21 protein-coding genes are annotated in these 24,794 nt (G+C 50.7%); 7 read left to right on the top strand and 14 right to left on the bottom strand.

What is annotated here, in order from left to right; genetic code table 11:
* Positions 1-51 precede the first annotated feature (51 nt).
* From map to hemB, 3 genes are all read left to right on the top strand, one after another.
* The gene (gene map, locus RHI63_RS07715) at positions 52-876 is read left to right on the top strand and encodes a type I methionyl aminopeptidase (RefSeq protein ID WP_206199667.1); all 825 of its coding nucleotides are present in this window, start codon (positions 52-54) and stop codon (positions 874-876) included.
* Between the two features lie 5 nt (positions 877-881).
* Positions 882-1,430, top strand: a complete 549-nt coding sequence (locus RHI63_RS07710) for an NUDIX hydrolase (protein ID WP_149818284.1) — start codon at positions 882-884, stop codon at positions 1,428-1,430.
* 154 nt (positions 1,431-1,584) lie between these two features.
* Positions 1,585-2,571 carry a porphobilinogen synthase gene (gene hemB / locus RHI63_RS07705; RefSeq protein WP_149818282.1) on the top strand — a complete coding sequence of 329 codons (987 nt, stop codon included), beginning with the start codon at positions 1,585-1,587 and terminating at the stop codon, positions 2,569-2,571.
* Here hemB and RHI63_RS07700 read toward each other — a convergent pair.
* The 3 genes from RHI63_RS07700 to RHI63_RS07690 all read right to left on the bottom strand — a co-directional run bounded on the left by RHI63_RS07700 (position 2,568) and on the right by RHI63_RS07690 (position 4,853).
* Positions 2,568-3,116, bottom strand: coding sequence for an NADPH-dependent FMN reductase (locus tag RHI63_RS07700; protein WP_206199666.1), 549 nt, complete (start codon positions 3,114-3,116; stop codon positions 2,568-2,570). The two genes, hemB and RHI63_RS07700, sit on opposite strands and share 4 nt — an antisense overlap.
* A gap of 61 nt (positions 3,117-3,177) precedes the next feature.
* On the bottom strand, positions 3,178-4,173 hold the full coding sequence (locus tag RHI63_RS07695; protein WP_206199665.1) for a hypothetical protein: 996 nt from the start codon (positions 4,171-4,173) through the stop codon (positions 3,178-3,180).
* Positions 4,174-4,271: 98 nt separating this feature from the next.
* Positions 4,272-4,853 (bottom strand): PAP/fibrillin family protein, encoded by a 582-nt coding sequence (locus RHI63_RS07690; RefSeq protein WP_206199664.1) that lies wholly within the window; start codon positions 4,851-4,853, stop codon positions 4,272-4,274.
* Positions 4,854-4,958: 105 nt separating this feature from the next.
* On the opposite strand from RHI63_RS07690, the gene RHI63_RS07685 reads away from it, so the two are divergent.
* Both RHI63_RS07685 and RHI63_RS07680 read left to right on the top strand, forming a co-directional pair.
* Positions 4,959-6,098 carry a glycosyltransferase family 1 protein gene (locus RHI63_RS07685; RefSeq protein WP_206199663.1) on the top strand — a complete coding sequence of 380 codons (1,140 nt, stop codon included), beginning with the start codon at positions 4,959-4,961 and terminating at the stop codon, positions 6,096-6,098.
* A gap of 171 nt (positions 6,099-6,269) precedes the next feature.
* Positions 6,270-11,348 (top strand): DEAD/DEAH box helicase, encoded by a 5,079-nt coding sequence (locus RHI63_RS07680; protein ID WP_310821436.1) that lies wholly within the window; start codon positions 6,270-6,272, stop codon positions 11,346-11,348.
* Here RHI63_RS07680 and RHI63_RS07675 read toward each other — a convergent pair.
* From RHI63_RS07675 to RHI63_RS07665, 3 genes are all read right to left on the bottom strand, one after another.
* Positions 11,340-12,494 carry a class I SAM-dependent methyltransferase gene (locus tag RHI63_RS07675; RefSeq protein WP_225901524.1) on the bottom strand — a complete coding sequence of 385 codons (1,155 nt, stop codon included), beginning with the start codon at positions 12,492-12,494 and terminating at the stop codon, positions 11,340-11,342. The two genes, RHI63_RS07680 and RHI63_RS07675, sit on opposite strands and share 9 nt — an antisense overlap.
* Positions 12,494-15,436, bottom strand: a complete 2,943-nt coding sequence (gene pruA, locus RHI63_RS07670; RefSeq protein ID WP_310821434.1) for an L-glutamate gamma-semialdehyde dehydrogenase — start codon at positions 15,434-15,436, stop codon at positions 12,494-12,496. Before pruA ends, RHI63_RS07675 begins: the two co-directional genes overlap by 1 nt.
* A gap of 67 nt (positions 15,437-15,503) precedes the next feature.
* Positions 15,504-15,683 (bottom strand): hypothetical protein, encoded by a 180-nt coding sequence (locus RHI63_RS07665; RefSeq protein ID WP_206199660.1) that lies wholly within the window; start codon positions 15,681-15,683, stop codon positions 15,504-15,506.
* Between the two features lie 134 nt (positions 15,684-15,817).
* Between RHI63_RS07665 and priA the strand changes: the two genes are divergently transcribed.
* Complete coding sequence (gene priA, locus RHI63_RS07660) at positions 15,818-18,244, top strand: primosomal protein N' (protein WP_310821433.1); 2,427 nt, start codon at positions 15,818-15,820, stop codon at positions 18,242-18,244.
* On the opposite strand, the gene cruF is transcribed toward priA, so the two are convergent.
* From cruF to RHI63_RS07620, 8 genes are all read right to left on the bottom strand, one after another.
* A complete protein-coding gene (gene cruF / locus RHI63_RS07655; RefSeq protein WP_302676252.1) occupies positions 18,200-19,114 on the bottom strand; it encodes a gamma-carotene 1'-hydroxylase CruF in 915 nt (304 codons plus the stop codon). The genes priA and cruF overlap by 45 nt on opposite strands.
* A gap of 79 nt (positions 19,115-19,193) precedes the next feature.
* Complete coding sequence (locus RHI63_RS07650; RefSeq protein WP_310821431.1) at positions 19,194-19,880, bottom strand: energy-coupling factor transporter transmembrane component T; 687 nt, start codon at positions 19,878-19,880, stop codon at positions 19,194-19,196.
* Between the two features lie 10 nt (positions 19,881-19,890).
* Positions 19,891-20,604, bottom strand: a complete 714-nt coding sequence (locus RHI63_RS07645; protein ID WP_302676254.1) for a TrkA family potassium uptake protein — start codon at positions 20,602-20,604, stop codon at positions 19,891-19,893.
* Between the two features lie 139 nt (positions 20,605-20,743).
* The gene (locus RHI63_RS07640) at positions 20,744-21,022 is read right to left on the bottom strand and encodes a glutaredoxin family protein (RefSeq protein ID WP_206199655.1); all 279 of its coding nucleotides are present in this window, start codon (positions 21,020-21,022) and stop codon (positions 20,744-20,746) included.
* Positions 21,019-21,486, bottom strand: coding sequence for a VOC family protein (locus RHI63_RS07635; protein WP_310743625.1), 468 nt, complete (start codon positions 21,484-21,486; stop codon positions 21,019-21,021). The genes RHI63_RS07640 and RHI63_RS07635 overlap by 4 nt, the downstream gene beginning before the upstream one ends.
* A gap of 109 nt (positions 21,487-21,595) precedes the next feature.
* Positions 21,596-21,910, bottom strand: coding sequence for a hypothetical protein (locus RHI63_RS07630; protein WP_206199653.1), 315 nt, complete (start codon positions 21,908-21,910; stop codon positions 21,596-21,598).
* A gap of 48 nt (positions 21,911-21,958) precedes the next feature.
* On the bottom strand, positions 21,959-23,284 hold the full coding sequence (locus tag RHI63_RS07625; RefSeq protein ID WP_302677969.1) for an aspartate aminotransferase family protein: 1,326 nt from the start codon (positions 23,282-23,284) through the stop codon (positions 21,959-21,961).
* A 4-nt stretch (positions 23,285-23,288) separates the two neighbouring features.
* Complete coding sequence (locus RHI63_RS07620) at positions 23,289-24,122, bottom strand: DUF975 family protein (RefSeq protein WP_206199651.1); 834 nt, start codon at positions 24,120-24,122, stop codon at positions 23,289-23,291.
* A gap of 258 nt (positions 24,123-24,380) precedes the next feature.
* On the opposite strand from RHI63_RS07620, the gene RHI63_RS07615 reads away from it, so the two are divergent.
* Positions 24,381-24,791, top strand: coding sequence for a DUF4351 domain-containing protein (locus RHI63_RS07615; protein WP_206199650.1), 411 nt, complete (start codon positions 24,381-24,383; stop codon positions 24,789-24,791).
* Positions 24,792-24,794 lie beyond the last annotated feature (3 nt).

The following is a 24,794-nucleotide window of genomic DNA, read 5'->3' as shown; positions in this document are numbered from 1 at the left end:
CGCAACAGCGTTATCCTGAAAAAGAACGATTTTTGCGGTTGCATCGCGCCCATGAATATCCTTGGTAGTCTGCTCACTCCCCCCACCACCCCCATCCAAACCCGTCCCCGCCGTGGCATTGAAATTAAGTCCAAGCGAGAAATTGAGATTATGCGGCAGGCCTCGCGCATTGTGGCGACGGTGCTCAAGGAAATTTCCCAGATGATCGAGCCGGGCATGACGACGGCGGATCTCGATGCCTATGCCGAGAAACGCATCCGCGAAATGGGGGCAACACCGAGCTTCAAAGGCTATCAGGGCTTTCCGGCCTCCATTTGCGCTTGCATCAACAACGAGGTGGTTCATGGCATTCCCAGCCCCCGCAAAGTGATTCGCAATGGCGACATCGTTAAGATTGATACCGGTGCCTACTACAATGGCTTCCATGGCGACTCTTGCATTACGATTCCGGTGGGGGAAATCTCCGAGGAGGCGGCCAAGCTGGTAAAAGTGGCTGAAGAAGCCCTCTACCGCGGCATTGAGCAGGTCAAAGAAGGCAACTACCTCATGGATTTGGCGGGTGCTATTCAAGATTATGTCGAAGCCAATGGCTTTGTTGTGGTCGAGGACTTTACTGGCCACGGCGTGGGGCGCAATCTCCACGAAGAACCTTCGGTATTTAACTTCCGCACCAATGAACTTAAGAATGTGCGGCTACGGGCGGGGATGACCTTGGCCATTGAACCCATTGTGAATGCGGGGTCAAAACAGGTGCGGATTTTGCGCGATCGCTGGACAGCGGTTACGGTTGATAATTCCCTCTCTGCCCAATTTGAGCACACGGTCTTGGTCACCAAAACGGGCTACGAAATTCTCACCGATCGCACCCTTGTCTAACCCCTATGACGAAAATCCCCCCCGAAGTCCTCGAACGCCACTGCTTTTGCCGCAGTCGTAAGTTTACCTTTGAGGTCAATCAATATCGCTTGCCCCATGGGTCTGTCTCGATCTTGGGAACTGTGCGGCATCCAGGGGGGGCATTAGCTGTGCCGGTGACCCCAGAGGGCAACCTGATCCTTGTCAAACAATACCGCTTTGCCACTGAGGAATATCTGCTGGAGTTCCCAGCGGGCACCGTTGAGGATCACGAAAAGCCTTTTGCCACCATTGAGCGCGAGATTGAAGAGGAAACGGGCTACCGCGCCCACCATTGGCAAAAACTGGGAGAGTTTTACATTGCCCCCGGCTATTCTGATGAAGTGATCTACGCCTACTTGGCCACTGAGCTGGAAAAACTAGAGACACCCCCGCCTCAGGACACCGACGAGCACATTGAAATTGTGGAGTTTTCTCTAGCTGACTTGGCCGCTGCGATTCATAGTGGTCAAGTGAAAGATGCCAAGACCGTCACCAGTTTCTATCTGGCCTTGCCCTATCTGCAACCCGCTTGAACACTGAAGTTGTTCGTAAACGTTTGTAAGCATCCTGCACCGCCTACAGTCTTGATCCCTCAAGGTGAGATAATGCGGAAATAATCCAAAGGTTGTACGTGCTGATTCACAGCCGTTTGAACTGGGACATTACTGAGTTTTTGATTGTTGAATTATGGAGCTAACCCATCGGCCTCGCCGTTTACGCCGCACGGCTCAAATTCGTCGCTTGGTGCGCGAGCATACCCTAACCACAGGCGATTTGATCTATCCGGTCTTTGTCATGGAGGGGGAAGATCAGGTGCAGGAAGTCCCCTCAATGCCCGACTGCTATCGCTATACGCTGGATCGCCTGATTTTAGAGCTGAAGGAGGTCTATGCCTTGGGAATTGGGGCGATCGCGCTATTTCCCCTTGTGCCTGAGCACCTCAAGGACAATGCAGGTACTGAAAGCTACAATCCTGAGGGTCTTGTCCAGCGATCGGTACGTGCCATTAAGGCCGTCTTACCCGACCTGCTGATCTTTACCGATGTCGCCCTTGATCCCTACAGCAGCGAAGGCCACGATGGCATTGTCAAAGATGGCGAAATTCTCAATGACGAAACCGTAGAGGTGCTGGTGAAACAGGCAGTGAGTCAAGCGGCTGCCGGGGCTGATTTTGTTGCTCCGTCAGATATGATGGATGGCCGTGTCGGTGCCATTCGGGCGGGTCTAGATGCCGCAGGCTATACCCACGTGGGGATTCTCGCCTACTCTGCGAAATACGCCTCCGCCTACTATGGCCCTTTTCGCGATGCTTTAGATTCGGCACCGAAGTTTGGTGATAAAAAAACCTACCAAATGGATCCAGCCAATGTCCGCGAAGCAGTGCGGGAGGTCAGCTTGGATATTGAGGAGGGCGCCGATCTGGTGATGGTGAAACCTGCCCTTGCCTACATGGATGTCATTGCCCAACTCAAGCAGGTGAGCGATGTTCCCGTGGCCGCCTACAACGTTTCCGGGGAATATGCAATGGTGAAAGCCGCCGCCCGCAATGGCTGGATTGATGAGAAAAAAGTGGTGCTGGAAACCCTTCTTGGCTTTAAGCGGGCAGGTGCTGATGTCATTCTCACCTACCATGCCAAGCAGGTGGCGCAGTGGCTGCAAGAGGGATTGAATTAGGCGCTTGCTTCTCGTAGTTGACGGGTGGTCTGAATCCAACTGGCAATCATTTTGTCCACTCGCTCATCGAGCTTGGGATCCCTCAATTGCCCCTCGGGTGTGAAGGCTTGCCACGCCTGACCAATGGCCACCTGTTCTGGAATCACCCACGCATGTACCCAGCGCAAGATCACCCGCAGATCATTGAGGGCATTGCTGTTGGTTTGGCCACCGAGGACACTCATCATGGCGACCACTTTGCCGCTGAGGTGTTCAAAGCTGAGGAGATCAAGGGAGTTCTTGAGCACACCGCTAACGCTGCCGTGGTACTCCGGGGTCACCAGCAAAATACCATCGGCTTCCTTGACCTTGGTTTGAAAGATGGCGACATCGGGGTAGTCGGGGTAGCTCTCAGCACCGGTACAAAAGGGGAGCGTCATTTGCCGTAAATCCAGACGTTCAACGGTAACCCCTTGGGCGGCTGCTTTGGCAATGGCAACATCTAGGGCGCTTTGAGAGTAGGAGCCATCCCGCAGACTCCCTGCCCAACCAATGAATTTGACCATAAACAAACTCGTAATGACTATGGCTTATTATACAAAATTGAGATTTGTTCAAACATCCTCCCTAAGAAGGAACCTCACTCAGGGAAATGGATCCACCCGTGGCCATTTGGGCAATGACGCGTTGTAACTGCGCTAGCGATCGCTCGGCCTCGGTGTAGCGATCCTTCCAGTGTTGAACAGCGGTTTCCTGCTCCCGTGCCTGCTGTGCCTGATGGAGAATTTGCTCTTGGAGTTCGGCAATTTGGGCTTCTAGGTGTTGTAGGCGTTCCTGTTGTTGACTAGTGCGCGCCTCCAGCTCTTGGTTGTAGTGCTGGGTGGTCATATATTGCAGGCGCTGTTGCTGATACTCCCGCTCCAGTTCTTGGAGCTTGGTTTGGGTTTTTAGGAGGGTTTTACTCAGTCCCTGAATAACATTGTTTTTGCTGACCTCTGATCCTTGCGCCTGTTGCAGCGCAGTGATGATCCGTTCTTGGGTTTCAATTAAATGGTTGGCTTGGGTGAGGCGACGGTTGAGATCATCCAGTTGGGTTTGGCGATCGCTCAACTCTGAGCGGGCTTGTTCAAGGCGAGTTTGCAGCAGCGCTTTTTCCTCTTGGACTTGGCGCAGTTGGGATTCAAGGAGTTGATATTCCTGTTCCCGTTGCCGCAGGAGGCGATGGCTATTCACCAATTTAGCCTCGAGGGCATCTTGAGCCTTGAGGAGCCGATCCACCTCCTGATGCAGGTGCTCAATTTCCGTTTGCGATTGCTGAAGAATCGTTTCCAAGGATTGGCGATGGTGGCTCATTTCGGCCAACTCGTGGGCACAGGTGGCTTGGGAGCGCAATTGTTCTTGGAGGGCAAGGATTGCCTGTTGTTGAATCTGAGCCGTTTCTTCCGTACGCGCCAGTAAGTCTTCTAAAAATTCTTGATTGCGCAGTTGCTGCTTCAGCTCGTTGATATAGTGTTCGCATTGATCAATGGCCTGCTCCAACTGCCGGATGCGCTCTTGGCTACTGTCACTCCCTGAAACAGCAGGAGCCGCTAGGGAACCTGCAGCCAGAGGCTCAGAAGGCATCGGATTCCATGGAAAACTGAGTTGCTGGGGTAGCTGTACTTCCATTGCAGCAGGGGTCGAGCCACTGTTCCCTAGTTTAACGGTACAGGGAATTGTCCCTAAACCCGGCTTAAGACAAAGAGGCTCCCCTCATTACCGCGGGCAATTCGCAGGTCTTCATCCAAGTAGGTAATCTCCAGCCAGCCCTGTTGATCATTGCTGTTGAGGGGCACATCCAGAGCAATCAGGGGTTGACGGCTGTGGAGTTGGGGAATGAACTGGGAGGGAGAATAGTAATTGAGCCACTGACGCAGGCCAACAATCGAACGTTCAAAATACACTTGTACCCGCTGTTGGGTCAAGGGTTCAAAGCGCGCCAAGACACTGATAATCCCCTCTAGGAAGGGCAAGCCGTAGAGTTCAGCAATATTGTAGATGCGCTGCTGCTGCGGACGAATGCACTGATAAATTTGCCCCAGCTTGACAATTGGGGAGCGATCTAGAGCAAGCAGCGCCTGACTACTGGTGTAGATGAGTCGCCAATCCCCAGCAAGTTTTTCGAGGGCATTGAGGGGATCTGGGGTGGGATTCATGGTTTCAAGGGAAGCGGCAAGGGCGGCCACCTGTTTGCGATCGCGCGGTGTGGCTAGAATGCCTCGATTCAGGCCAGCGATCGCCATTAGTAACTCTGTCTTTGCCACAGTTCACCCCTCCTAGTACAAGCAACTTTTTTGCCCCTATGGGTTGCGTCAAGACCCCCCTAATTCGAGAATGGGAAAAATCCCCCTCCCATTCAGGTTAGCGAAATGCGGATCGCGCTATTTACCGAGACCTTTCTTCCCAAGATTGATGGCATTGTGACCCGTTTGTGTCAAACCGTCCGACATCTGCAACGGAATGGCCATCAGGTGTTGGTGGTGGCTCCCGAAGGCGGGCTAGACCATTATGAAGGTGCGCAGATCTACGGTGTCTCCGGTTTTCCCCTCCCATTGTATCCTGAACTCAAACTCGCCCTGCCGCGACCCGCCATTGGTCAAGCCCTAGAGGCCTTTGCACCCGATCTGATCCATGTAGCGAACCCAGCGGTCTTGGGGGTAGCGGGTCTGTACTATGCGCAGAAATTCCACTTGCCTTTGGTCGCTTCCTACCACACCCATTTGCCGCAATACCTGAAGTACTATGGCTTGGGGTTTCTTGAAGAGGTGCTCTGGTCGCTGCTGCGGTTGGCCCATAACCGTGCTCAACTCAACTTGTGTACCTCAACGGCAATGGTGGCAGAACTGAAAGCGCACGGCATTCGCCATCTGGATCTCTGGCAGCGGGGGGTAGATGTGGAGTTGTTTCATCCGCAGCGCCAAAGTCAAGAAATGCGTTACTTTCTCAGCCAAGGGCATCCAGAAGCCCCCCTATTGCTCTACGTTGGTCGCCTCTCCGCGGAAAAGGAAATTGAGCAGATTAAACCCATTCTGGAGCAGATTCCTCAGGCGCGACTGGCACTCGTGGGCAATGGTCCGCATCGGGAAGCCCTTGAACAGCACTTTGCCGGTACCCCCACGCATTTTGTGGGCTATCTGCGGGGTGAACGCTTGGCAGCAGCTTTTGCCTCGGCGGATGTCTTTGTCTTTCCCTCGCGCACGGAAACCCTTGGCTTGGTTCTTTTAGAAGCGATGGCCGCAGGCTGTCCTGTGGTGGCTGCCAACAGTGGGGGGATTCCGGATATTGTCACTGATGGGGTGAATGGGTTTTTGTTTGACCCAGCGGATTCTACAGGAGCGATTACGGCTTGTCAGCGCCTCTTTGACTCTCCGAGCGATCGCGAGACCCTACGCCAAAATGCCCGCCAAGAAGCTGAACGCTGGAGTTGGGCGGCGGCCACCCAGCAACTAGAGCAGTACTACCAGTCAGTTTTGCCAACCAAACATCAGGATACAGTTTTAACTTGCTAAATGCGGTAAATATTGCTGGCATAGCTAATTTCCTTTATAGGGGGCGATCACAGTCCCTAAGCCATGCAATACACTTGATGATCGCAAGTAAAGATTTCTAAAATTTATGCATATTATTCCTTGAAATTTAGTATGCTATAGCGTGACAAAGCTAAGTTATTAACAAAAATAATGGGAAGAAAAGAGAAAAAGTGGTTCGATAAGCTTACCCAAGTTCGCGCCCAAGCTGCTGATATGCTTGAGCAGCCTTTCATGCGTGGTCTCCAGCGTAGTGTTGTGGACAAATACTCTGACCAAGCACACTTCATTTATGAATTACTGCAAAATGCTGATGATGCTAAGGCAACTATTGCCAAGTTCAGACTTAAAAAAGATGGACTGTACTTTATACACAATGGTTCTATTTGGTTTACTATTTCTGATCCCGACAGAGAAAAAGAGGATAGAGAAAATGGCACTTTAGGCCATATTAACGCAATTACTTCAATTGGAAACTCAAACAAAACTCAAGCTTCAATTGGTAAATTTGGAATTGGCTTTAAGGCAGTTTTTCAGTACACCCAAACACCACACATCTATGATCCACAATTTCAGTTCAAAATTGAACGCTTTATCGTGCCACGTATGCTAGATGCTGATCTTGATTGGCGAGAGTCATCAGAAACAGTTTTTTTCTTTCCTTTTGACCACACAGAAAAACAAGCTCAAGAGAGTTATGACGAGATTCTTAAAAAATTAAAGTCTTTAGAATTTCCTACTCTATTTCTCTCTAACCTAAAATTCATTTCTTTTGAAGCAGGTAATGTTAATGGTCAGTATATTAAAGAAGTTAGAGATGAGACTCAGCAACAAGATATCAGAGTTCAACATCTAAAGCTGTCATTAGTTACAAATGAAAGAAAAAATATCGAATACTTATTAATGTTTAGCAGAACCAATGATAAAGGTCATACTTATTCTATTGGCTACGCTTTAGAAAAAAATAAAGCACTACGCCCCATTCATCGTCCTGCATTTTGTTTCTTTCCAACTAGAGAAGAAACAAATCTCAACTTTATTTTGCATGCACCATTTCTGCTGACAGACAGTCGAGAAGGTATCAAAGCTGGAGAGGAACATAACCAAAAGCTTATTGAGGACTTAGCACAACTTGCTGCTGATAGCCTTCCTGTACTACGAGATGAAAAACTCATAGATGATAGTATCATTGATATTATTCCCTATAATGAATTAATGTTTGATAATCAAGATAATAGTAGTAGAATTTCATTCAGGCCATTTTATACAGCCATCAAGTCTAAGTTTAAGGAAGAAGCATTACTTCCTTCTAGCAAAAACCGATTTGCAAAATCAGACAATGCCTATTGGGCATCTATTCCTAGAATTACACAGATCATTTCTAACGAGCAGTTGGCATTTCTAACAGGTAATCAAGATGCCTGCTGGGTATTTACTTCATTTGGTCGAGATGAATGTCATCGAAAAAATAAGCAACTCGTGAATTATATCGATGAAATTATATCTGATTGGTTAGATGAAGATGACATTCTGAATAATTTTGAGGATACATTTAGTGCTTTCATAAAAAAACAAAACTATAAATGGTTGTATAGATTCTATGAGTGGATATCTGAATCCAAAAAAAGGATGGATATAGCAAAAAATAGAAATATATTTATTGATAATGATGGAAATGTTACTTCAGTATACGATCAAGAAGGTAAGCTAGCTCTATTTCTTCCCAATAGTGATCATGACGACTATAAAGCCTTATCATACAAGCTATTTATGGCTACCCAACGAATTATAGGCAATGGTAATAAAAAAAGTGCTAGGGAGTTTTTTGCTCGCTTCGGCATCAGAGAATACACCGTCAAGGATGAAATTGAGGCTGATATTAATAAGATAGCTAGAGGACAGATCTCACCAGATAATTTCTTGGCTAAGTCATTCAAATACTTCAAAAATGAGTGCCCGCATAATGAAATGGATCACTTTATTTCAAGAATTAAGAAGATAGACTTCCTGCCTTATCAAGCAAAAAATGGTCAAAGGGGATATTCTCGGGGAACAGCACTGTATTTTCCAACTGATGCTCTAGTTGCTTTTTATAAATCCAAGCTGGACACCAAGTTCCTAGATTGGGAATATCTCGCTGAGAAATATCCTGAATCTGATCATGAAATCTTAAAAAAATTTTTAGGTTTATTAGGCGTCAATAGTCAAGAACCATCTAAACGTGATGAGATATATGAAATTATCCTACCTCAATATGAAGATGATGAATCTCTACAGAAACTTAGTATCAATGAGCGACTTACTCATTTAAAGACTTTTTTTGATTATTTCATGTCTCTTCCCCAATATGAGACCAAGATTTTTTTGAATAACATTAAAAAAATTCCCTTTCTTGCTTGCTTTACACAAAATAAAAGTAATAATTCAGAAATTCACTGGAGTAAACCGAACGAAATAATATATTTCCCGACTCCTAAATTAAGGAAATGGTTTGAAACTAAACCAGATACAAGGTTTTTACTAGAAGATGAATACAAGAAGTTTATAGATGAAAAAGATGAAGAAAATCTCAAAACATTTCTACGTGAGCTTGGTGTTAATTCTATTCCAAAAATAATTGACGTCCCTAGCTATGAAGTTCACTATAATTGGTCTGGCATAGGAGTGACATGTGATGACAAAAAAATTGATGGTTTAGAGGAATTATTAGAGAAAGTGAATCATGAAAAATCTATTCTCCTTTGGAATATTCTTACTCGCTATTGGTGGAGTAGTTATAAAAGTGCTATGACGGTATCTCGAAGGCGTTTTGGACCACGTGGAGGTTACAAAGGAGAATACGAATATGACACAAGTGTTAGTGAGAGGCTACGCAAAAGTAAGTGGCTCCTAAACAAGTCGGGTGATCTGGTTTCTCCTGATGCTATTACAATTCAAGAACTTTCAGATGAATATAATCAACGTGACTCAGGAAATTTTATCGAATTTTTGGGAATAAAAAATAAATCAGAAAAAACTTCTTATTTAAGTGAGGAAGAATCTCGGAAAATTGAGCAAGCTGATAGATTCAATAAAGTACTAGAAGAACTGGGAATTTCCGAAACTGAAGCAATAGATATTCTCAAAAAGGCTGCTCGCAGAGAAAGTACTCAATTAGAGGATAGAAGTTGTCAGTCTTCTCTAATTCAAGAAATTGAAAAGCGTCGCTCTTCAGTTAAGGCTCCTAATAAGGAGGATGACAGTATTCAAGATGCAGATGACTATGCTCCACAATCAGTTAACTATGACAAAAAGCTAGATCGTGCCAAAGATCGCTACGCTAGTGAACTTGATCGCATAGAACGTGAAGAAGCTCTATATCGGAAAGCTAAAAAATTGCCTCGGTACAGCTATGGCTGGTTTATTTCACTACTTGAACTAGAGTGCATGCAAAATCTTGAAAAATTTTCAAATAGCAAGGCTATTTCTATTCGATTTAGTAAAGTAGACTTGGACAATCAGTCATCTAGAACTATTGTTCTAAGGGAGCCGAATCGTTTTATTCCACCCTCGATTGAAGATTTTTCGGATGTACGTCTAGATTTGTGTTTTGCTGATGGGCGAAAGGAAAAACTGCATATTGAATCATTTACGGCAAAAGAATTTATACTTCTTGGTAAGCTTACTTCTGAGGATGACCTGAAGGGTCTTGATCTAAGTAAGGTACTAGAAGCTTGTATTGAAATACAAAATCCATCTTTTGTCTTAAATGAACTAATGAAGCGCTTTCGTGAACTAGGGTTGGACAATCAGTTTGATATGAAGGCGAACCTAACGCCTCATATTGAGTTTGTATTCGGTCCACCTGGTACAGGTAAGACTACTTACCTTGCAGAGAAAGTGCTGATTCCAATGATGCAAGGTGATAATCCAGCCAAGGTACTTGTTCTTACACCTACTAATAAAGCAGCCGATGTTCTAGTAGCTCGTATTATAGAGAAAATGGACACAAATATTTCCTATCAGAACTGGCTTATTCGTTTTGGAAGCTCTAGTGATGAGTATATTGAAAAAGCAGGTGTGTGTCGCGATCGCTCCTTTGATATTAGCCAGTTAAGTCATTTCATAACAGTCACGACGATTGCCCGTTTTGTCTATGATGGATTTTCTACCAAATCTGGTAGGCAGAAGTTACGTGAAATAGAGTGGGATGCAATAGTGATTGATGAAGCTTCAATGATTCCACTTGTCAACATTATTTATCCACTATACAGCCACCGGTCTTGCAAATTTATTATTGCGGGAGATCCCTTCCAAATTGAACCGATTTCTGAAGTTGAAGATTGGAAAAGTGAAAATATCTATACACTGGTTGGCCTCAGTAAAGTAGGCTCTTTTGCAAGTCCTACTACAGAGCCACATCGGTACCGAGTAATAAACCTAGAAACACAATATCGGAGTATTCCTGCTATTGGCGAAGTTTTCAGTCGATTTACTTATGACGGTATTTTACGGCACCATCGAACAAATGAAATGCAGCGTCCATTAAATTTTGGTAGCCTTACCATTCAGCCAATCAATCTTATTAAGTTTCCCGTTAAACAATATGAAAGTATTTACCGACCTAAGCGACTGGAAAGTGGAACGCCTTACCATATCTACTCAGCGTTGTTCACTTTTGAATTCGTTCGCTGGCTTGCAAGCCAAGTCCATTTAAGTTCGAAGTTACACATCGGAATCATTGCTCCCTATCGTGCCCAAGCTAGCCTATTGAATAGGTTAACTGACTCATGGTCTCCTAAGCCGAGTACTATTGAGATTGAAGTCGGTACCATCCATGGTTTCCAAGGTGATGAGTGCGATATTATTGTTACTCTTTTCAATCCACCACCAAAACTCTCTTCAAGTTCTCAGATGTTCCTTAACAACCAAAATATTCTCAATGTGGCTATCAGCCGAGCGCGAGACTATCTCTTTATTGTGATGCCAGATGATGATACAGAAGGCATAAATTACTTACAGAAGATTCGTGAAATTGAACAACTTGTGAAAGACTCAGGTAGTGGATTCACTGAGTATACCTCTAGCACCATTGAAGAGATAATCTGGGGTAACCCTCAATATCTAGAAGAGAACACTTTTTCAACAACCCATCAAACAGTCAATGTATACCGTCAATCAGAGCATAAATATGAAGTCCGTAGTGATGATTCAGCAATTGATGTTCAAATTCACGAAAAACCGTTAACTTAGTGCTGTATCTAGTTCGCCTAATAGCGGCAGATCGAGGGTGGCTTGCTTGCCTTGGAGAACGACGTAAAAGCCACCGAGGCCAAGGGGGTCAATGAGTTGGTGCAGTGATTGATGGCGGTTGAGAGCTTGGAGGAGATTGCCATTCCTCTGTTGTTGTGCTAGTAGGCGATCGCCCAAACCTAGGGCCATGAGAAATAAACTCTGGCGGGTGACATAGAGGGTTTCAAGGCCAAAGTGCTCACCATAGCGCGTCAAGGCGGTCACATCCACATGAGCCGTAATGTCCTGCTCGCCAACAAAACAGTAGGGATTGTCGTGGTAGCGGTGTTGATAGTAGCACTGCAAGGTACCCTCACAGCGGGCGGGATGATAGTATTGCTGGGCGGGATAACCATAGTCAATGGTGAGAACAAAGCCCCGCTCTAGGTGCTGACTCAGATCCTTGAGCCAGGGGATGAGGTTCAAATTAACCTCGGTACGGTAGCCGTCGCTGTAGCCCTGCTGCTGCGGATTAATGCCAACGGTGGCAAAGTACTTGTGAATGCGATCGTCGCTAAGGGGACGCAAGACTTCTTGCAACGCCCCTTGGGCATCGAGACTGACATAAATTTCCTGCCAATTGCTCCCCTGCCATTGCAGCCGATGCACTGGGAATGCATCCACGAGTTCATTACTAAAGATGCAGCCGGTGATCGGTTCAGCAGGAGTGTCAGAGCCTCGCCAGCACAGGCGATCGCCCCAAGGTGCTAAGCGTTGCCGCTGGCGTTCCCGTAAAGTGGGGGACTGCTCTTGAATCTGGTACTCCAGGGCGGTAAAGAAATCGGGGTAGGTCGCTTGGCTATAGCCCAAGACCCCAGCCGCAAATTGGCCTTCACCCGCCCCCATCTCCAGCAGGGTAAACTGCTGCGGTCGCTCCAAGGCGTGCCACATCTGCACAAAGGCCTCGGTAAGCAGTTCCGCAAAATCCCTCGTCAGGCTACTGGACGTGATAAAGTCGCCGCGCCGACCAATCTGTATTTGGGGACGGTTGTAGTAGCCCCACTGCGGTGCATAGAGAGCCAAGGCCATAAACTCACAGAAGGAAATGGCGCCCGCTGCCCTGATGCGCTCCTGAAGGTCGGCCAATAGCTGAGTGCCCTTTGGCATCAATCATCCACTCCGGCAATGGGGGCAAACCCTTGGCGCTGCACATTCTCGGTAATGACACGCGGTTCCAGAAATTGCAGTAGGTAATCGCGGCCACCCGCTTTGGAACCAATCCCTGAGAGCTTAAAGCCACCAAAGGGCTGCCGATCCACGATCGCCCCCGTAATCCCACGGTTGATGTACAGGTTCCCTACGGCAAATTGGGCTTTGGCCTGCTGAATATGGGACGGCGTCCGCGAATACAGCCCCCCCGTCAGGGCATAGGCCGTGGCATTGGCAATTTCAAGGGCTTGGCTGAAGGTTTCTGCCCGCAGTACCGCTAGCACCGGGCCAAAAATTTCCTCTTGGGCGAGCGTGGCGGTGGGGGGGACGTTGGTAAAGATGGTAGGGGAGACAAAATACCCCACCTCCGGTACCGGTACACTCAAGGTCAGTTCTGCTTCCCGCTGTCCCTTGGCAATGTATTCCTGAATGCGATCGCGGGCGGCTGCGGTCACCACCGGTCCAACACGGGTACTGGGCAAATGGGCAGGCCCAATATTGAGGGACTTGGTGGCCTCCACTAAGCGCTGCACAAAGGGTTGATAGATGGACTCGAGGACAATCACCCGCGAACAGGCGGAGCATTTTTGGCCGCTGTAGCCAAAGGCCGATTGCACCACCCCCGCCACTGCCTGATCTAAGTCGGCACTTTCGTCAATGATAATGGCGTTTTTGCCCCCCATCTCAGCAATCACCCGTTTGATGTGGGTTTGTCCCCGCTGCAACACCGCTGCCTCAGCAATAATGCGGCAACCCACCTCTTGGGAGCCAGTAAAGGCAATGAGATGCACATCGGGGTGTTTTGTCAAATAGGGGCCAATCACCGATCCTCGCCCCGGCAGAAACTGAAATACCCCGCGGGGAAAACCAGCGGCAATGAGAATTTCAGCCAGCTTCGCTGCAACCACAGCCGCCGGATCCGCGGGCTTGAGGATGGTACAGTTGCCTGTGACTAAGGCGGCCACGGTCATACCGGTGGGAATCGCTAGGGGAAAGTTCCAAGGGGAAATGACGACTGCAATGCCGCGACCTTGGTAGTGGTAATGGTTGGTTTCACCGGGAAAGTTGCGGTCATATCCGCTGCTGAGGCGCTCCATTTCATCGGCGTAGTAGCGGCAAAAATCAACGGCTTCGGAGACTTCGGCATCCCCTTCCGCCACCACCTTGCCCACTTCATAGCACATCCAAGCTACCAGTTCATGGCGTTGTGCCTCGAGGAGATCCGCTGCCCGCCGTAGCAGGATGGCCCGTTCGGCTACGGGAGTCTGTTGCCACTGCGCTTGAGCGGCTTTGGCAGCCCGGATTGCATGATCGGCATCCTCAATGGTGGCCAAGCCAACGCGACCGACAACTTCTTCGGGCTGTGAGGGGTTGAGGGACTCACTGTATTCGAGGGTATTGACGCGATCGCCATTGATGATGGGGGTATAGGTTTGCCCTAGTTGGCGATGGACATGAATTAAGGCCGCTTGAATCGCTTCCCGCTGGCTGGCGCGGGCATAGTCGCTATTGGCGGCATTGACAAAGGTTGAGGTCTTGCCGGTGGTCAGATGAACGTTCACTGCCCTAAAGTCTGCCGTTGGTTCTGGCGGTGCCAAGAGTGCGTCAATATTTACCGCTCCCAATTGTTGGCGCAAAAAGGAACTATTGGCCGTATTTTCCAAGAGCCGCCGAATCAGGTAGGCCATCCCCGGAATCAGCTCACCGTAGGGACAATAGACCCGCACCGTCTGCCCCGCTTCCACAAGAGCCTTGGCAAGTTTATCGGCCATACCATAGAGAACTTGGCATTCCATGGCCGTGGGCGGAATGTGCTGATGTTGGGCGATCGCGATCGCCCGCGCTTGGGAACGCACATTATGACTCGCAACTGCTGTGCGCAAAAGCGTGTGGTGACTCAGGAGCAGTTCAATCACCCGCTCAAAGTTGGCGTCGGTATCTTGCTTGTGTTGATAGACGGGCAATGGCCAGTCATTTTGTACCGCCTTAATGAGTTCTTGATCCCAGTAGGCGCCCTTGACCACCCGCACGGTGATTGGTGTCCCCCGCTGTTGCACCCAAGTAATTAGGTCTTGGGCATCTTGGTAACTATCCCGCAAATAGGCTTGCAGGGTCAGCCCGACATCAGCGCGATCGCGAAACTCTGGCTCTAGCAAAATGTCCTTGAGGATTGCGAGGGTAATGTCTTTGTAGGCATACTGCTCCATGTCAAAGTGCACCGCTACCCCCAATTCTTGGGCACGATGCAACAGCCGCCGAATCGGTTCCCCCACCTTGGCACGGCAGCCAGACACATCCAAAGGATCAAACTGCGAGTAGAAGGCCGTCAGCTTCACGGAGACTTGGACTGGATTCACCCCTTCCCGCTGACCCAAGGGGCTGAGTTGCTGCATCAAGTCAAGGTAGCGATCGCAATACTGCTGCGCCTCTGCCTCCGTAATCACCGCTTCCCCAAGAATATCCATCGTCACCAGCATGCCCTGCTTGCGTAGGCGGCCAATGGTTTTCAGCACCTGCTCGGTGGTTTCACCAGCAATGTACTTGTGGGCAAGGGCTTGAACCGCTGTTGTGAAGGTGGTTGCCGCTGCTTGGGCGGGCAGGGAATCCGGCTGAGCAAAGTTCAAGAGTTTTTTTAGGCCTTCCGGCAACTCCACACTGGGGTCACTGAGGTACTCCTGCAAGTGGCGTGCCACCTCGGCTTTACTGCGCAGACTCGGCAGGCAGTCAATGAGGCGAAAGAGTTGCACCCGTAGCCCCGGATGTTCCATCGCCCAGCCGAGGAGTTTATCTTCAATGCGCATTTGCTCCCGCAGTTGACTGAAAAAGTTGCGGGACTCTTGACTAGCCGCCCACAGTTGACGGGCGATCGCGATCGTTTGTGCTTCGTAAAGACCAGTCACGGAGAATCTTGGGTGAGGAGCAGCCTTTCCTATTTTCCCATGTCCTCTAAAGCAAACAACCAAATTCTTAGCAGGGACGAATCAATCGGTGGTTAGCTCGCACCAAGCAAATGTGATTCTCTTCACCAATGGAGACCTTGAACCAAGGCAATCCTCGACTATCGGTAATCGTGGCAAAGCCTGCGGGTGTGATATTGGCTCTTAAAACAGTGCCTGTGGGAAAGCGGTGCACCACCGGCCAGCGCATAATCGCCAGCTCCCAGCCTAGGGAGCAAATCTGCGTTGTGGAATAGCGAAAATCTAAAGAAATAGAGAAGTATGTACAGTGGTTGGGGACGTTGTTTATCTGCCTGTCTGAGTGAAAACCAATCAAACCATCTGATGGCCTTAGCACCTCAACAACCCTCTCTCTACGCCAGTGTGCTTGTGGACTGTCCGGCGGCAAGCGAGGCTTACACTTACCAAGTTCCTGCGGGTTGGTGTCTCCAAGGGGGCGAGGTGGTGGAAGTACCCTTTGGCTCTCAGGTGGTGCGGGGGATTGTCCTCGAGGTACTGGAAACTGTAGCCCCATCCGTCGATCCACAGCGCTTGCGATCGCTCCTTGAAGTGGTTGACCAGCAGCTTTTTCCCAAGGACTATTGGGCGTTGTTAGAACAAATTGCCACGTACTACTGCACGCCTTTAATTCAAGTGGTGCGCACTGCTCTGCCGCCGGGGGTCTTGGGGCGATCGCAACGGCGGGTGCGCCTGCGGCGCCAACAGGGGATTCCCCCCCTGTCAGAACAGGGGCAACATCTGCTGCGCTTTCTCCAGACCAAGGGTAATGGGGACTACAGTGTGCGCTACCTCCAGCAACAGCTTCCCAAGGTTGAGCGTGCCCTCGCAGAACTCGAACGCCTTGGCTTGGTGGAAACCTACTTAGCGGCACCCGCTAGTCAACAGCCAAAACAGCAGCAGGCGGTGATCCTCCTCAATAGTGAAGGCGAGACCTTAACGCAGCGGCAGCGCCAAATCCTCCGCTATTTGCAGCAGCAGGGTCGCGATTGCTGGCTACAAGAGGTGGTCAAGGCCACCGGCACCACCGCCCAAACGCTCCATCGCCTTGCCGCCAAAGGATACATTGCCATTGTCGAGCAGCAGCACTGCCGCATTGAACAGGGGGTAGCGGTGACACCGGATCGGCCAAAAGCCCTCACCCCTGCCCAAGCCACCGCCCTGCAAGCCATTTCAGCACACCTAGACTGTGCCCAAACCTTTCTCCTGCACGGGGTGACGGGGTCGGGCAAAACGGAAGTCTATCTGCAAGCAATAGCTGAGTGCCTAGGGCGAGGGCGATCGGCCTTGCTGCTAGTGCCGGAGATTGGCTTGACGCCTCAACTGACGGATCGCGTGCGTGCTCGCTTTGGTGAACGCCTGTTGGTCTATCACAGTGGTCTCAGTGAGGGGGAGCGCTACGATACTTGGCGGTTGACGCTGATGCCGCAGCCACGGGTAATCATTGGCACGCGATCAGCGATTCTGCTGCCCTTGGTGGGCTTGGGTTTGATCATTCTGGATGAAGAGCACGACAGCGGCTACAAACAGGATCAACCTCAGCCTTGTTACCATGCCCGTACCGTTGCCCAATGGCGATCGCGCCAGCAACAGTGTCCCCTGATTTTAGGAACCGCTACCCCTGCCCTCAGCACTTGGCAGGCTGTCCAAACCGGCCAGATTCAGATCCTTTCCCTTCCCCAGCGTATCCACGCCACCCCCCTGCCCCCCATCACCGTCGTGGATATGCGCCAAGAATTGCACCGTGGCAACCGTTCCATGCTCAGTCGTCCGCTGCAAGACGCTCTAGGGAATCTTCAGGGACAGCAGGCAATTCTCTTTGTACCGCGGCGGGGTCACAGTACCTTTGTCTCCTGTCGCAGTTGTGGCACAGTGATCTACTGTCCCCATTGCAGCGTCTCTCTCACTGGACACCTCTTTGGCGAGGAGATGGAAGTGCTGCGCTGTCACTATTGCAACTATAGCCAAGCCGTACCGCAGCGTTGTCCCAGTTGTGCCTCCCCCTATCTCAAGCCCTTTGGTGGCGGGACGCAGCGGGTGGTGAGTGAACTGAATCGCCTCTTTCCGCAGTTGCGAGTCCTGCGCTTTGACAGTGATACGACCCAACGCAAGGGTGCCCATCGCCGGTTACTGGCTCAGTTTGCCGCCGGCGAAGCTGATGTGATGGTGGGGACACAAATGCTGACGAAGGGCATTGATCTGCCGCAGGTCGCCCTCGTGGGAATTTTGGCTGCCGATAGTCTCCTGCACTTGCCCGATTATCAGGCGGCAGAACGCACGTTTCAAATCCTCACCCAAGTGGCGGGGCGATCGGGCCGGGGGACACACCCCGGTAAAGTCATTCTCCAAACCTATGTGCCGCAGCATCCAGTGATTACAGCGGTCAAAGCCTATGACTGGGACACCTTTGCTACCCAGGAGCTAAGTAGCCGTGCCCCCTTGGGCTATCCCCCCTATGCCCAACTAATCCTTCTGCGCTTGAGTGGTCCCGATGCTGAGGAGGTGGCCGCAACGGCTCAGGCGATCGCCCAACAGCTCCAAACGTTAGCCCCAGTTTCTCAGGGAGAATGGGAAGTACTTGGCCCCGCCCCGGCCGCGATCGCCAAAATTGCTGGCCGCTACCGCTGGCAAATTTTACTCAAGGGCAAACTAGAACGAGTTTCTAACCTCAGCCCAGCCCTCATGCACCTCAAGGAGCAGTGTCCCCGCTCAACCCGCCTCAGTATTGATGTTGACCCCCTGAACTTTCTCTAGGGGGGCTTCAGTAAACCACCACAGTGCTGTGACCGGCACGACCCCCAAAACAAATCCCAGCGTTGCCGGAATCCAAAAACGTTGATCCAAGGATGTGAGGGTAATCATCGCCCCAAAGGCAAAATTCACCAGATACACCACCAAGGGGGTAATGAGTTGCCCACGGTTCACCACCATTGGCTTTGGCCACCAAGTGATCATCGCCAGCCCCATAAATACGGCCCCTGTGCCCGTCCATCCCAGAATGTTGCGGTAAGGCATCCCAAAGAATTCACCGACATCCTGAAATTGCCAAAAAGGAATGGCAGTTTGACTCATGGCCGGATCAAGGACAAAATCCCAAGCGGTTAAAAAGATTGCTCCCAAGCCCACGGTGATCAGGGCTGCCCCCAAGCCCACGCCCTTGCCTTCCCGCAGCGGACGACTGATGAAGCCACTGTAGGCCAAAAGAAACGTGACTAGCCCCATATAAAACCAAGAGAGGGGAATGGTGAAGGGCACCAGTCCAGCAATTTTGTGCCCCAAACCACTGAGGTAACCATAATGGCCAAAGGGAAAGCCGGTACTCGTCCCCAACAGTTCACTGGTAAGGGAAATGCCCACCGCTGGCAGCAAAAAGCCAAGCAGTTTGCCAAGGCCAAAGTTGCGATAGGTGTGAAGGGCGATCGCCAGTGCGCCGAGGACAATATAAACGACACCCCCACTCCCCATACTCCATTGAAAAAGCTGCTGACCCCAGGCGGGCAACGCCAGAATAAACTCGGGATGGGGAACGACGAGGAGCAACCCCGCTAAGCCAAAGGCCATCGCCACAATATGACCAACTAGGCACACCTGCTCCGCAACGAAAAGCGCGTTCTTGGGTTTCATAGGGGCAATCTCAAAGGGGCAATCGTTTACAAATGTTAATATGTTAATGTACCACTGTTCCCACTGTCGTCTATCCACCTCAAAAAGGCAGTTGGATTTCGCCAAGGGCATCATAGATTGCCAACAATCCTGCCCCCAAGCTAGCACTCAGCGTTAGCCCCCAACTCCAAACCGCTCCTTCAGAAAATTGCGGACGACGCTGAAGCACTTGCCCATAGCCCCGCAGCCGCATTGCCAGATAGATCTGCTGTGCCCGTTCCTCGGCGCGAATGAGAAAGATACCAATCACCTGTGCCCACGGGCGAAGGCGGCGCCAACTCAAGCGAAATCCCCGCAGAAAGAGTGCCTGCTGCATTTGTGTCAACTGACTCTCTAGCTCAAAGAGATAGCGATAGGTCAAAGCCAGCGTATCCACCAACAAGGGCGGTAGTCCCCACCAGCGACAGACCTGCACCCATTCGCTAAACGTCAAGCTTTCTAGCAATACCACGCCAAGGGCAAGACACAAGACCAAGCGCCATGTGAGGAGCAGTGCGATCGGCCACGCCGTAACCGCCAACAGTAACCACAGTCCCAGAAAAAAGAGCCCCATCTGCTGCAGACGTTTGCCCAAGCGCTGCCAAGGGACATGGCTCAGGAGATAGAGGAGCGCCACAAGCAAGGTCGCGATCGCCAGACTGTCTAACCGCCGCAAACTACTAATGCAAAAAATCCACAGGAGAATCGCCATCACCCGTGCCGGCGGCGACCAGTAGCGAAAGCTCAAGGGTTATGCCCTAATTAATGTGTTGACTACGCAAAAAGCGATCAATATCGTTATTGGCACCAATCACCACCATAATGTCCCCTTTATTGAGCTTCTGGTTGGGACTGGGATTGATCTCAAACTTATCATCAAAGCGCAGGGCAATGAGGTTGAGGCCATAGCGACTACGGAGTTCCACCTCGGCAACTGTGCGATTGTGAAATGCCTCAGGCACTTTGACTTCGACAATACTTTTTTCGGGGTCAAGGTCAAACCAATCGAGAATCGCTGGGCGGGTGAGCGATCGCGCCAGTTCACAACCCGCCTCATACTCTGGAAAGACCACCCGATCTGCCCCCACTCGCTCTAGGAGTTTTTTATGAATCTCTGAGGAAGCCTTGGCAATGACATTGGGCACGCCTGCCTCCTTTAGGTTCAATGTCGTGATAATACTGGCGTCGAGATGGTTGCCAATGGCCACAATTACCGTTTCAAACTCAAACAGACCCGCCTCCTTCAGGGCTTGGGGATCCGTGGAATCCAGTTGAATCGCATGATCCACAATGTGATCCTGAAGCACTTGATTCACCAATCGCTCTTGGTTATCACTGCCGAGCACCTCATAGCCCATGCTGTGCAGGGTCTCGCACACCCCCCGGCCAAACCGCCCTAGGCCAATCACCGCATACTGCTGCGAGATCTTGACCCCCCGCCCGCGAAAGAGCATTGCTCCAAAATCCACCATTCCTGAGTTTCCTATTGGCTTTGCGATGCCGATGATGACCCTTTTCTAACATATGGGATACATAGGGGGGATGCAATCTAGCAATTAAATTTTTGGCCGTATTCGATCGCTGTGAAAAGGGCTGTAATTGATCATGCCCTTAAGGAGTGGACGCTGAGCCGCCTGAATGGGTCAGTTCTTGGAGTCGCTGACGAATGTGTGCAGCACTGGCACGGGGAGAAAAGCGCGGTACGGGAAGCACTTGCGTTCCAATCACTAGGTAGAGAACAGGAATCTCGTATTGATAGGCTTGCCACCAATCCTCGCGGCTGGTGATGTCGCGTACCTCAAGGGTAAATTCCTTCAGAGTGGCCAGCTTCTCTTGTAGTCCTTCACAGAGGTGACAGCCGGGCTTGCTATAGAGAATCAGATGGGTCACGGTTGCGGCGCAGAAACGAGGGGGGTATCGCCAATATGACGGTGATCCCGCAGGCCAAAAATGGCTTCTACATGGCGGTAGTGCTTCATTTCAATCAGGTTGTGGAAGGGGTCTGCGAGAAAGAACGTTTGGTGCTCTAGGGGGGTATTGGCAAAGCGGGTACGCGGTGGCTGGTAAAAGTCAAGTCCCTTCTTGATCACGCGATCGCAGAGGTTTTGCCAGTCGGCCTGTGCCAAGAAAATCAAGCCAAAGTGGCGCGGATAAATGCTCTTGGGTGGGGTTAAGGGTTCATCCGTGACGTGAGCCACCAGTTGATGGCCATAGAGCTTCATGATCAGGCAGTGGGGATTTTCGCGCCCCGGTTCACAGCCCAACCCATCAATGTAGTAGGCCTTGGTGTCCGCCAAATTACTGACAGGAAAGGCAAGGTGAAATAAAACGGGAGCGATCGCCAACTGAGCCATAGATTTCTCTCGAACTGAAAATGGCTAAATTAGCCGCTATTTTAGCAGGAGAACCGGCTCTCGGTCTGCTTCCCAAGTCGAGTCAAGTATCAATCCCCAGTATTGTTGTTTATCGGCAACGGAATGGATAACAGGGGTAATAGGGGTAATAAACGGGTGAATAGGGGGGCGGGTAAATTACGGGGCGAGGCGGATAGGGCACTGGCACAATAATGTAGGTTTGAGATTGCTGCGGCGGACGGTAAATGACGGGATTGTAGGGACTGTACTGCGGTGTCCGTGGCCGCCCAAAGGACTCTAGCCCTGGGAAAAAGACATCAACCCCCGGCTGATTAGGAAAGAGGGGATAGGCGGCACGACTGGGGGGAGCGATCGCCACCAGCGTAGCTAAGCTACTGATGGCCAACGGCAGGAAGCGTAACATAGAAGCCTCCAAGGAGAGAGTGATCCTCTGATTCCGACGCTGCGGTGCCTAGGGAAGTTCCCGTAGAACACGACTCAAAATATCCACCATTTGATCAATGTGCGATCGCTCCACAATCAGCGGTGGTGAGAGGGCAATAATATCCCCCGTGACACGAATCAGTAGTCCCGCTTCAAAGGCACGACAGAGGGCATCATAGCCCCGTGCCCCTCCTTGCCCCTCCCGTGGCGCCAATTCAATCCCTGCCACCAAGCCCAAGTTGCGAATATCAATGACATGGGGCAGACCCCGTAGGCTGTGGATGGCCTCCTGCCAATAGGGCGCCAGGGAAGCCGCCCGCTCAAATAGGGCTTCTTTCTCGTAGATCTCTAGGGTTGCCAAGGCGGCCGCACAGGCAAGGGGATGTCCCGAATAGGTGTAGCCATGGAAAAACTCAATTTGCCCCGCGGGGCCTTGCATGAAGGTGTCGTAAATCTCATCGCGGACAATCACCGCTCCCATGGGTACAGCGGCATTGGTTAGACCCTTGGCAACCGTGATGAGGTCTGGAGTCACACCAAAGTACTGACTGGCAAAGGGGGCACCGAGACGGCCAAAACCCGTGATCACTTCATCAAAGATCAGCAAAATGCCGTGGCGATCGCAAATGGCACGCAGGCGTTCCAAGTATCCTTGGGGCGGAATCAATACCCCCGTAGAGCCAGCGAGGGGTTCAACAATCACTGCCGCAATCGTCGAGGCATCATGCAGCGCCACCAAGCGTTCTAGCTCATCGGCTAAATGTGCTCCCCAAGCGGGTTGCCCCTTGCTGAAGGCATTGTGCTCAAGGTTGTGGGTGTGGGGCAGATGATCCACTCCTGCCAAGAGAGAACCAAAGAACTTGCGATTGGGCGCAATTCCTCCCACTGAAATTCCACCAAAGCCGACCCCGTGATAGCCCCGCTCACGCCCAATGAGCCGTTGTCGTGTCCCCTCTCCCCGCAGCCGATGGTAGGCAAGAGCAATTTTCAAGGCTGTATCCACGGCCTCAGAGCCAGAGTTGGCAAAAAAGACATGGTTAAGGGGATCAGGGGTAATGGCACGCAGGCGATCGGCCACCTGAAATGGCCCTGGATGTCCCATCTGAAATGTGGGGGCAAAATCCAGTGTTGCTGCCTGTTGGGCGATCGCGCTGACAATTTCTGGACGGCAGTGGCCGGCATTGACACACCACAACCCGGCGGTGCCATCGAGAATCTCACGGCCATCAATGCTCCTGTAGTACATCCCGGCTGCCGAAACAAGGAGCCGAGGGCTTTGCTTGAACTGGCGGTTGGCCGTAAAGGGCATCCAGAAGGGGTCGAGGTTGAGATCCGCAAGGGTGGGCAGCGTCATCAGACTAAAACTGGTTCGTATTATCCGTCGTGGGCATGAGGCCAATAATATCGCGGTAGGCCGCCACAATGACACAACTACTCCAAGGAATAGTCACCAGCATCCCCACACAGCAGAGGCAAAAGCCCAAGATATTGAAGAAAATGATTGACACGCTGAGAAAAAAGAAGCTCCACCAATCGCGGGAAACTAAGCGGCGGCTGGTTTCTAGTGCCGGCCACACATCAAACCGGTGTTCCACCACCAAAGGCACAGCAAACATATAGGCTACCCCAAAGTAAACCCCCGGCAGCAGCAGGATGGCACCCACCAAGATGAAAACGGGGGTCAGGGCATCCGGCACAGCGGGAAGCTGCTCCAGTAACGCTAGCAGTTGTTCTAAGTCGGCATCGGGTTCCGCTGCTTCAGCCGCCGCCCGCCTTAATATGCTTTGCCAGAAGGGCAACCCCGCAATCATGAATAGAATGCTGGCACTAATCACAAACACATTCGTAATCAAACCGATGATCAAGTTCGTCAGAAAAATTGGCAAAAAGTAGTTGTTTTTGAACGCATTAAAAAAGTCGCTAAATTCGGGTCTTTGGTTGCGGGCAATGCGAAAGCTGAAAAAGTAGTAGCCTGCGGCGAAGAGGCCTGCCAAAATCGTGCTAACAATCGGGCCAGCCCCCGGAATGTTGTTGAGCACACCATTGATAATCATTGCCAGAATGAGAAAACCAATGTAGGCAGCGGGTTGAGTGCTGAAAATTTGCCAGCCCTCATTGAGGTATTGACCAATCCGTACTTGATAGGGGCGGTTGGCGATCGCTTGGGGAGTATGTTCTGACTCACTGTACATAATGGCGGTTCCAAGGGGTTGCCTCTAGCCTAGCGATCGCTTCGGGTTGCGCCAATTGTCAATGTGTCACTTCTTCACCTTTCTAAAACATCGGATATAAGTCTTTCCTGTAGCCATAATGTTGAGTGTGTTCAATCCAATCCATGGGACAAGACTTGTATTTAATACCAGCTCTTTGTAACATTGAGCTTAATAAATAGGTCTTAAACGAGGGAATTGTCTATCCTAAAACTGAAGTCATCTCAGTAGGAGACCTTCATGGCTCGCCTGCTTGTCCTCACAATTACAGAAAGCTCTGAAGAACTGCAGCGACGCCTACAACATGAAACCGATGCTCGACAGCAGGAACGCTTGCAGATGCTCTACTGGCTGAAGCAAGGACTTGTCCACAGCCGCCCACAAATTGCCCAATTGCTCCATTGCAACGAGTCCACCATTACTCGCTGGCTGAACGCCTATCGCCAACGAGGACTCCAGCAGTTATTGGCAGTCAAGACGCCCCCCGGAGCCGCCCGCATCATCCTAAGACGGCGGTTTGGCGAGTTACCAGCTGGCCTTGAGGAGCGCATTCGCCAGCTCCCTGCCCATCAAATCGAAGCATTGGCAGAGGCTCTCTTGGACTTCACTGCCCTAGAGGAAGTGTTTGCGTGGCTAGAACGCTCCAGCTAGCCC

The sequence above is a fragment of the Thermosynechococcus sp. GLH187 genome (assembly GCF_031583395.1).
Classification (GTDB): Bacteria; Cyanobacteriota; Cyanobacteriia; order Thermosynechococcales; family Thermosynechococcaceae; genus Thermosynechococcus.
The sequence above is the reverse complement of the archived record's forward strand: the minus strand, read 5'-3'. Positions and strand labels throughout refer to the sequence as shown.

Excerpts from the sequence above, each read along its gene's own strand:
- map (WP_206199667.1), top strand. The coding sequence starts at position 52 with ATGAATATCCTTGGTAGTCTGCTCACTCCCCCCACCACCCCCATCCAA.
- RHI63_RS07710 (WP_149818284.1), top strand. The coding sequence starts at position 882 with ATGACGAAAATCCCCCCCGAAGTCCTCGAACGCCACTGCTTTTGCCGC.
- hemB (WP_149818282.1), top strand. The coding sequence starts at position 1,585 with ATGGAGCTAACCCATCGGCCTCGCCGTTTACGCCGCACGGCTCAAATT.
- RHI63_RS07700 (WP_206199666.1), bottom strand. The coding sequence starts at position 3,116 with ATGGTCAAATTCATTGGTTGGGCAGGGAGTCTGCGGGATGGCTCCTAC.
- RHI63_RS07695 (WP_206199665.1), bottom strand. The coding sequence starts at position 4,173 with ATGCCTTCTGAGCCTCTGGCTGCAGGTTCCCTAGCGGCTCCTGCTGTT.
- RHI63_RS07685 (WP_206199663.1), top strand. The coding sequence starts at position 4,959 with ATGCGGATCGCGCTATTTACCGAGACCTTTCTTCCCAAGATTGATGGC.
- RHI63_RS07680 (WP_310821436.1), top strand. The coding sequence starts at position 6,270 with ATGGGAAGAAAAGAGAAAAAGTGGTTCGATAAGCTTACCCAAGTTCGC.
- RHI63_RS07675 (WP_225901524.1), bottom strand. The coding sequence starts at position 12,494 with ATGCCAAAGGGCACTCAGCTATTGGCCGACCTTCAGGAGCGCATCAGG.
- RHI63_RS07665 (WP_206199660.1), bottom strand. The coding sequence starts at position 15,683 with ATGCGCTGGCCGGTGGTGCACCGCTTTCCCACAGGCACTGTTTTAAGA.
- priA (WP_310821433.1), top strand. The coding sequence starts at position 15,818 with ATGGCCTTAGCACCTCAACAACCCTCTCTCTACGCCAGTGTGCTTGTG.
- cruF (WP_302676252.1), bottom strand. The coding sequence starts at position 19,114 with ATGAAACCCAAGAACGCGCTTTTCGTTGCGGAGCAGGTGTGCCTAGTT.
- RHI63_RS07645 (WP_302676254.1), bottom strand. The coding sequence starts at position 20,604 with ATGGTGGATTTTGGAGCAATGCTCTTTCGCGGGCGGGGGGTCAAGATC.
- RHI63_RS07635 (WP_310743625.1), bottom strand. The coding sequence starts at position 21,486 with ATGGCTCAGTTGGCGATCGCTCCCGTTTTATTTCACCTTGCCTTTCCT.
- RHI63_RS07630 (WP_206199653.1), bottom strand. The coding sequence starts at position 21,910 with ATGTTACGCTTCCTGCCGTTGGCCATCAGTAGCTTAGCTACGCTGGTG.
- RHI63_RS07625 (WP_302677969.1), bottom strand. The coding sequence starts at position 23,284 with ATGACGCTGCCCACCCTTGCGGATCTCAACCTCGACCCCTTCTGGATG.
- RHI63_RS07620 (WP_206199651.1), bottom strand. The coding sequence starts at position 24,122 with ATGTACAGTGAGTCAGAACATACTCCCCAAGCGATCGCCAACCGCCCC.
- RHI63_RS07615 (WP_206199650.1), top strand. The coding sequence starts at position 24,381 with ATGGCTCGCCTGCTTGTCCTCACAATTACAGAAAGCTCTGAAGAACTG.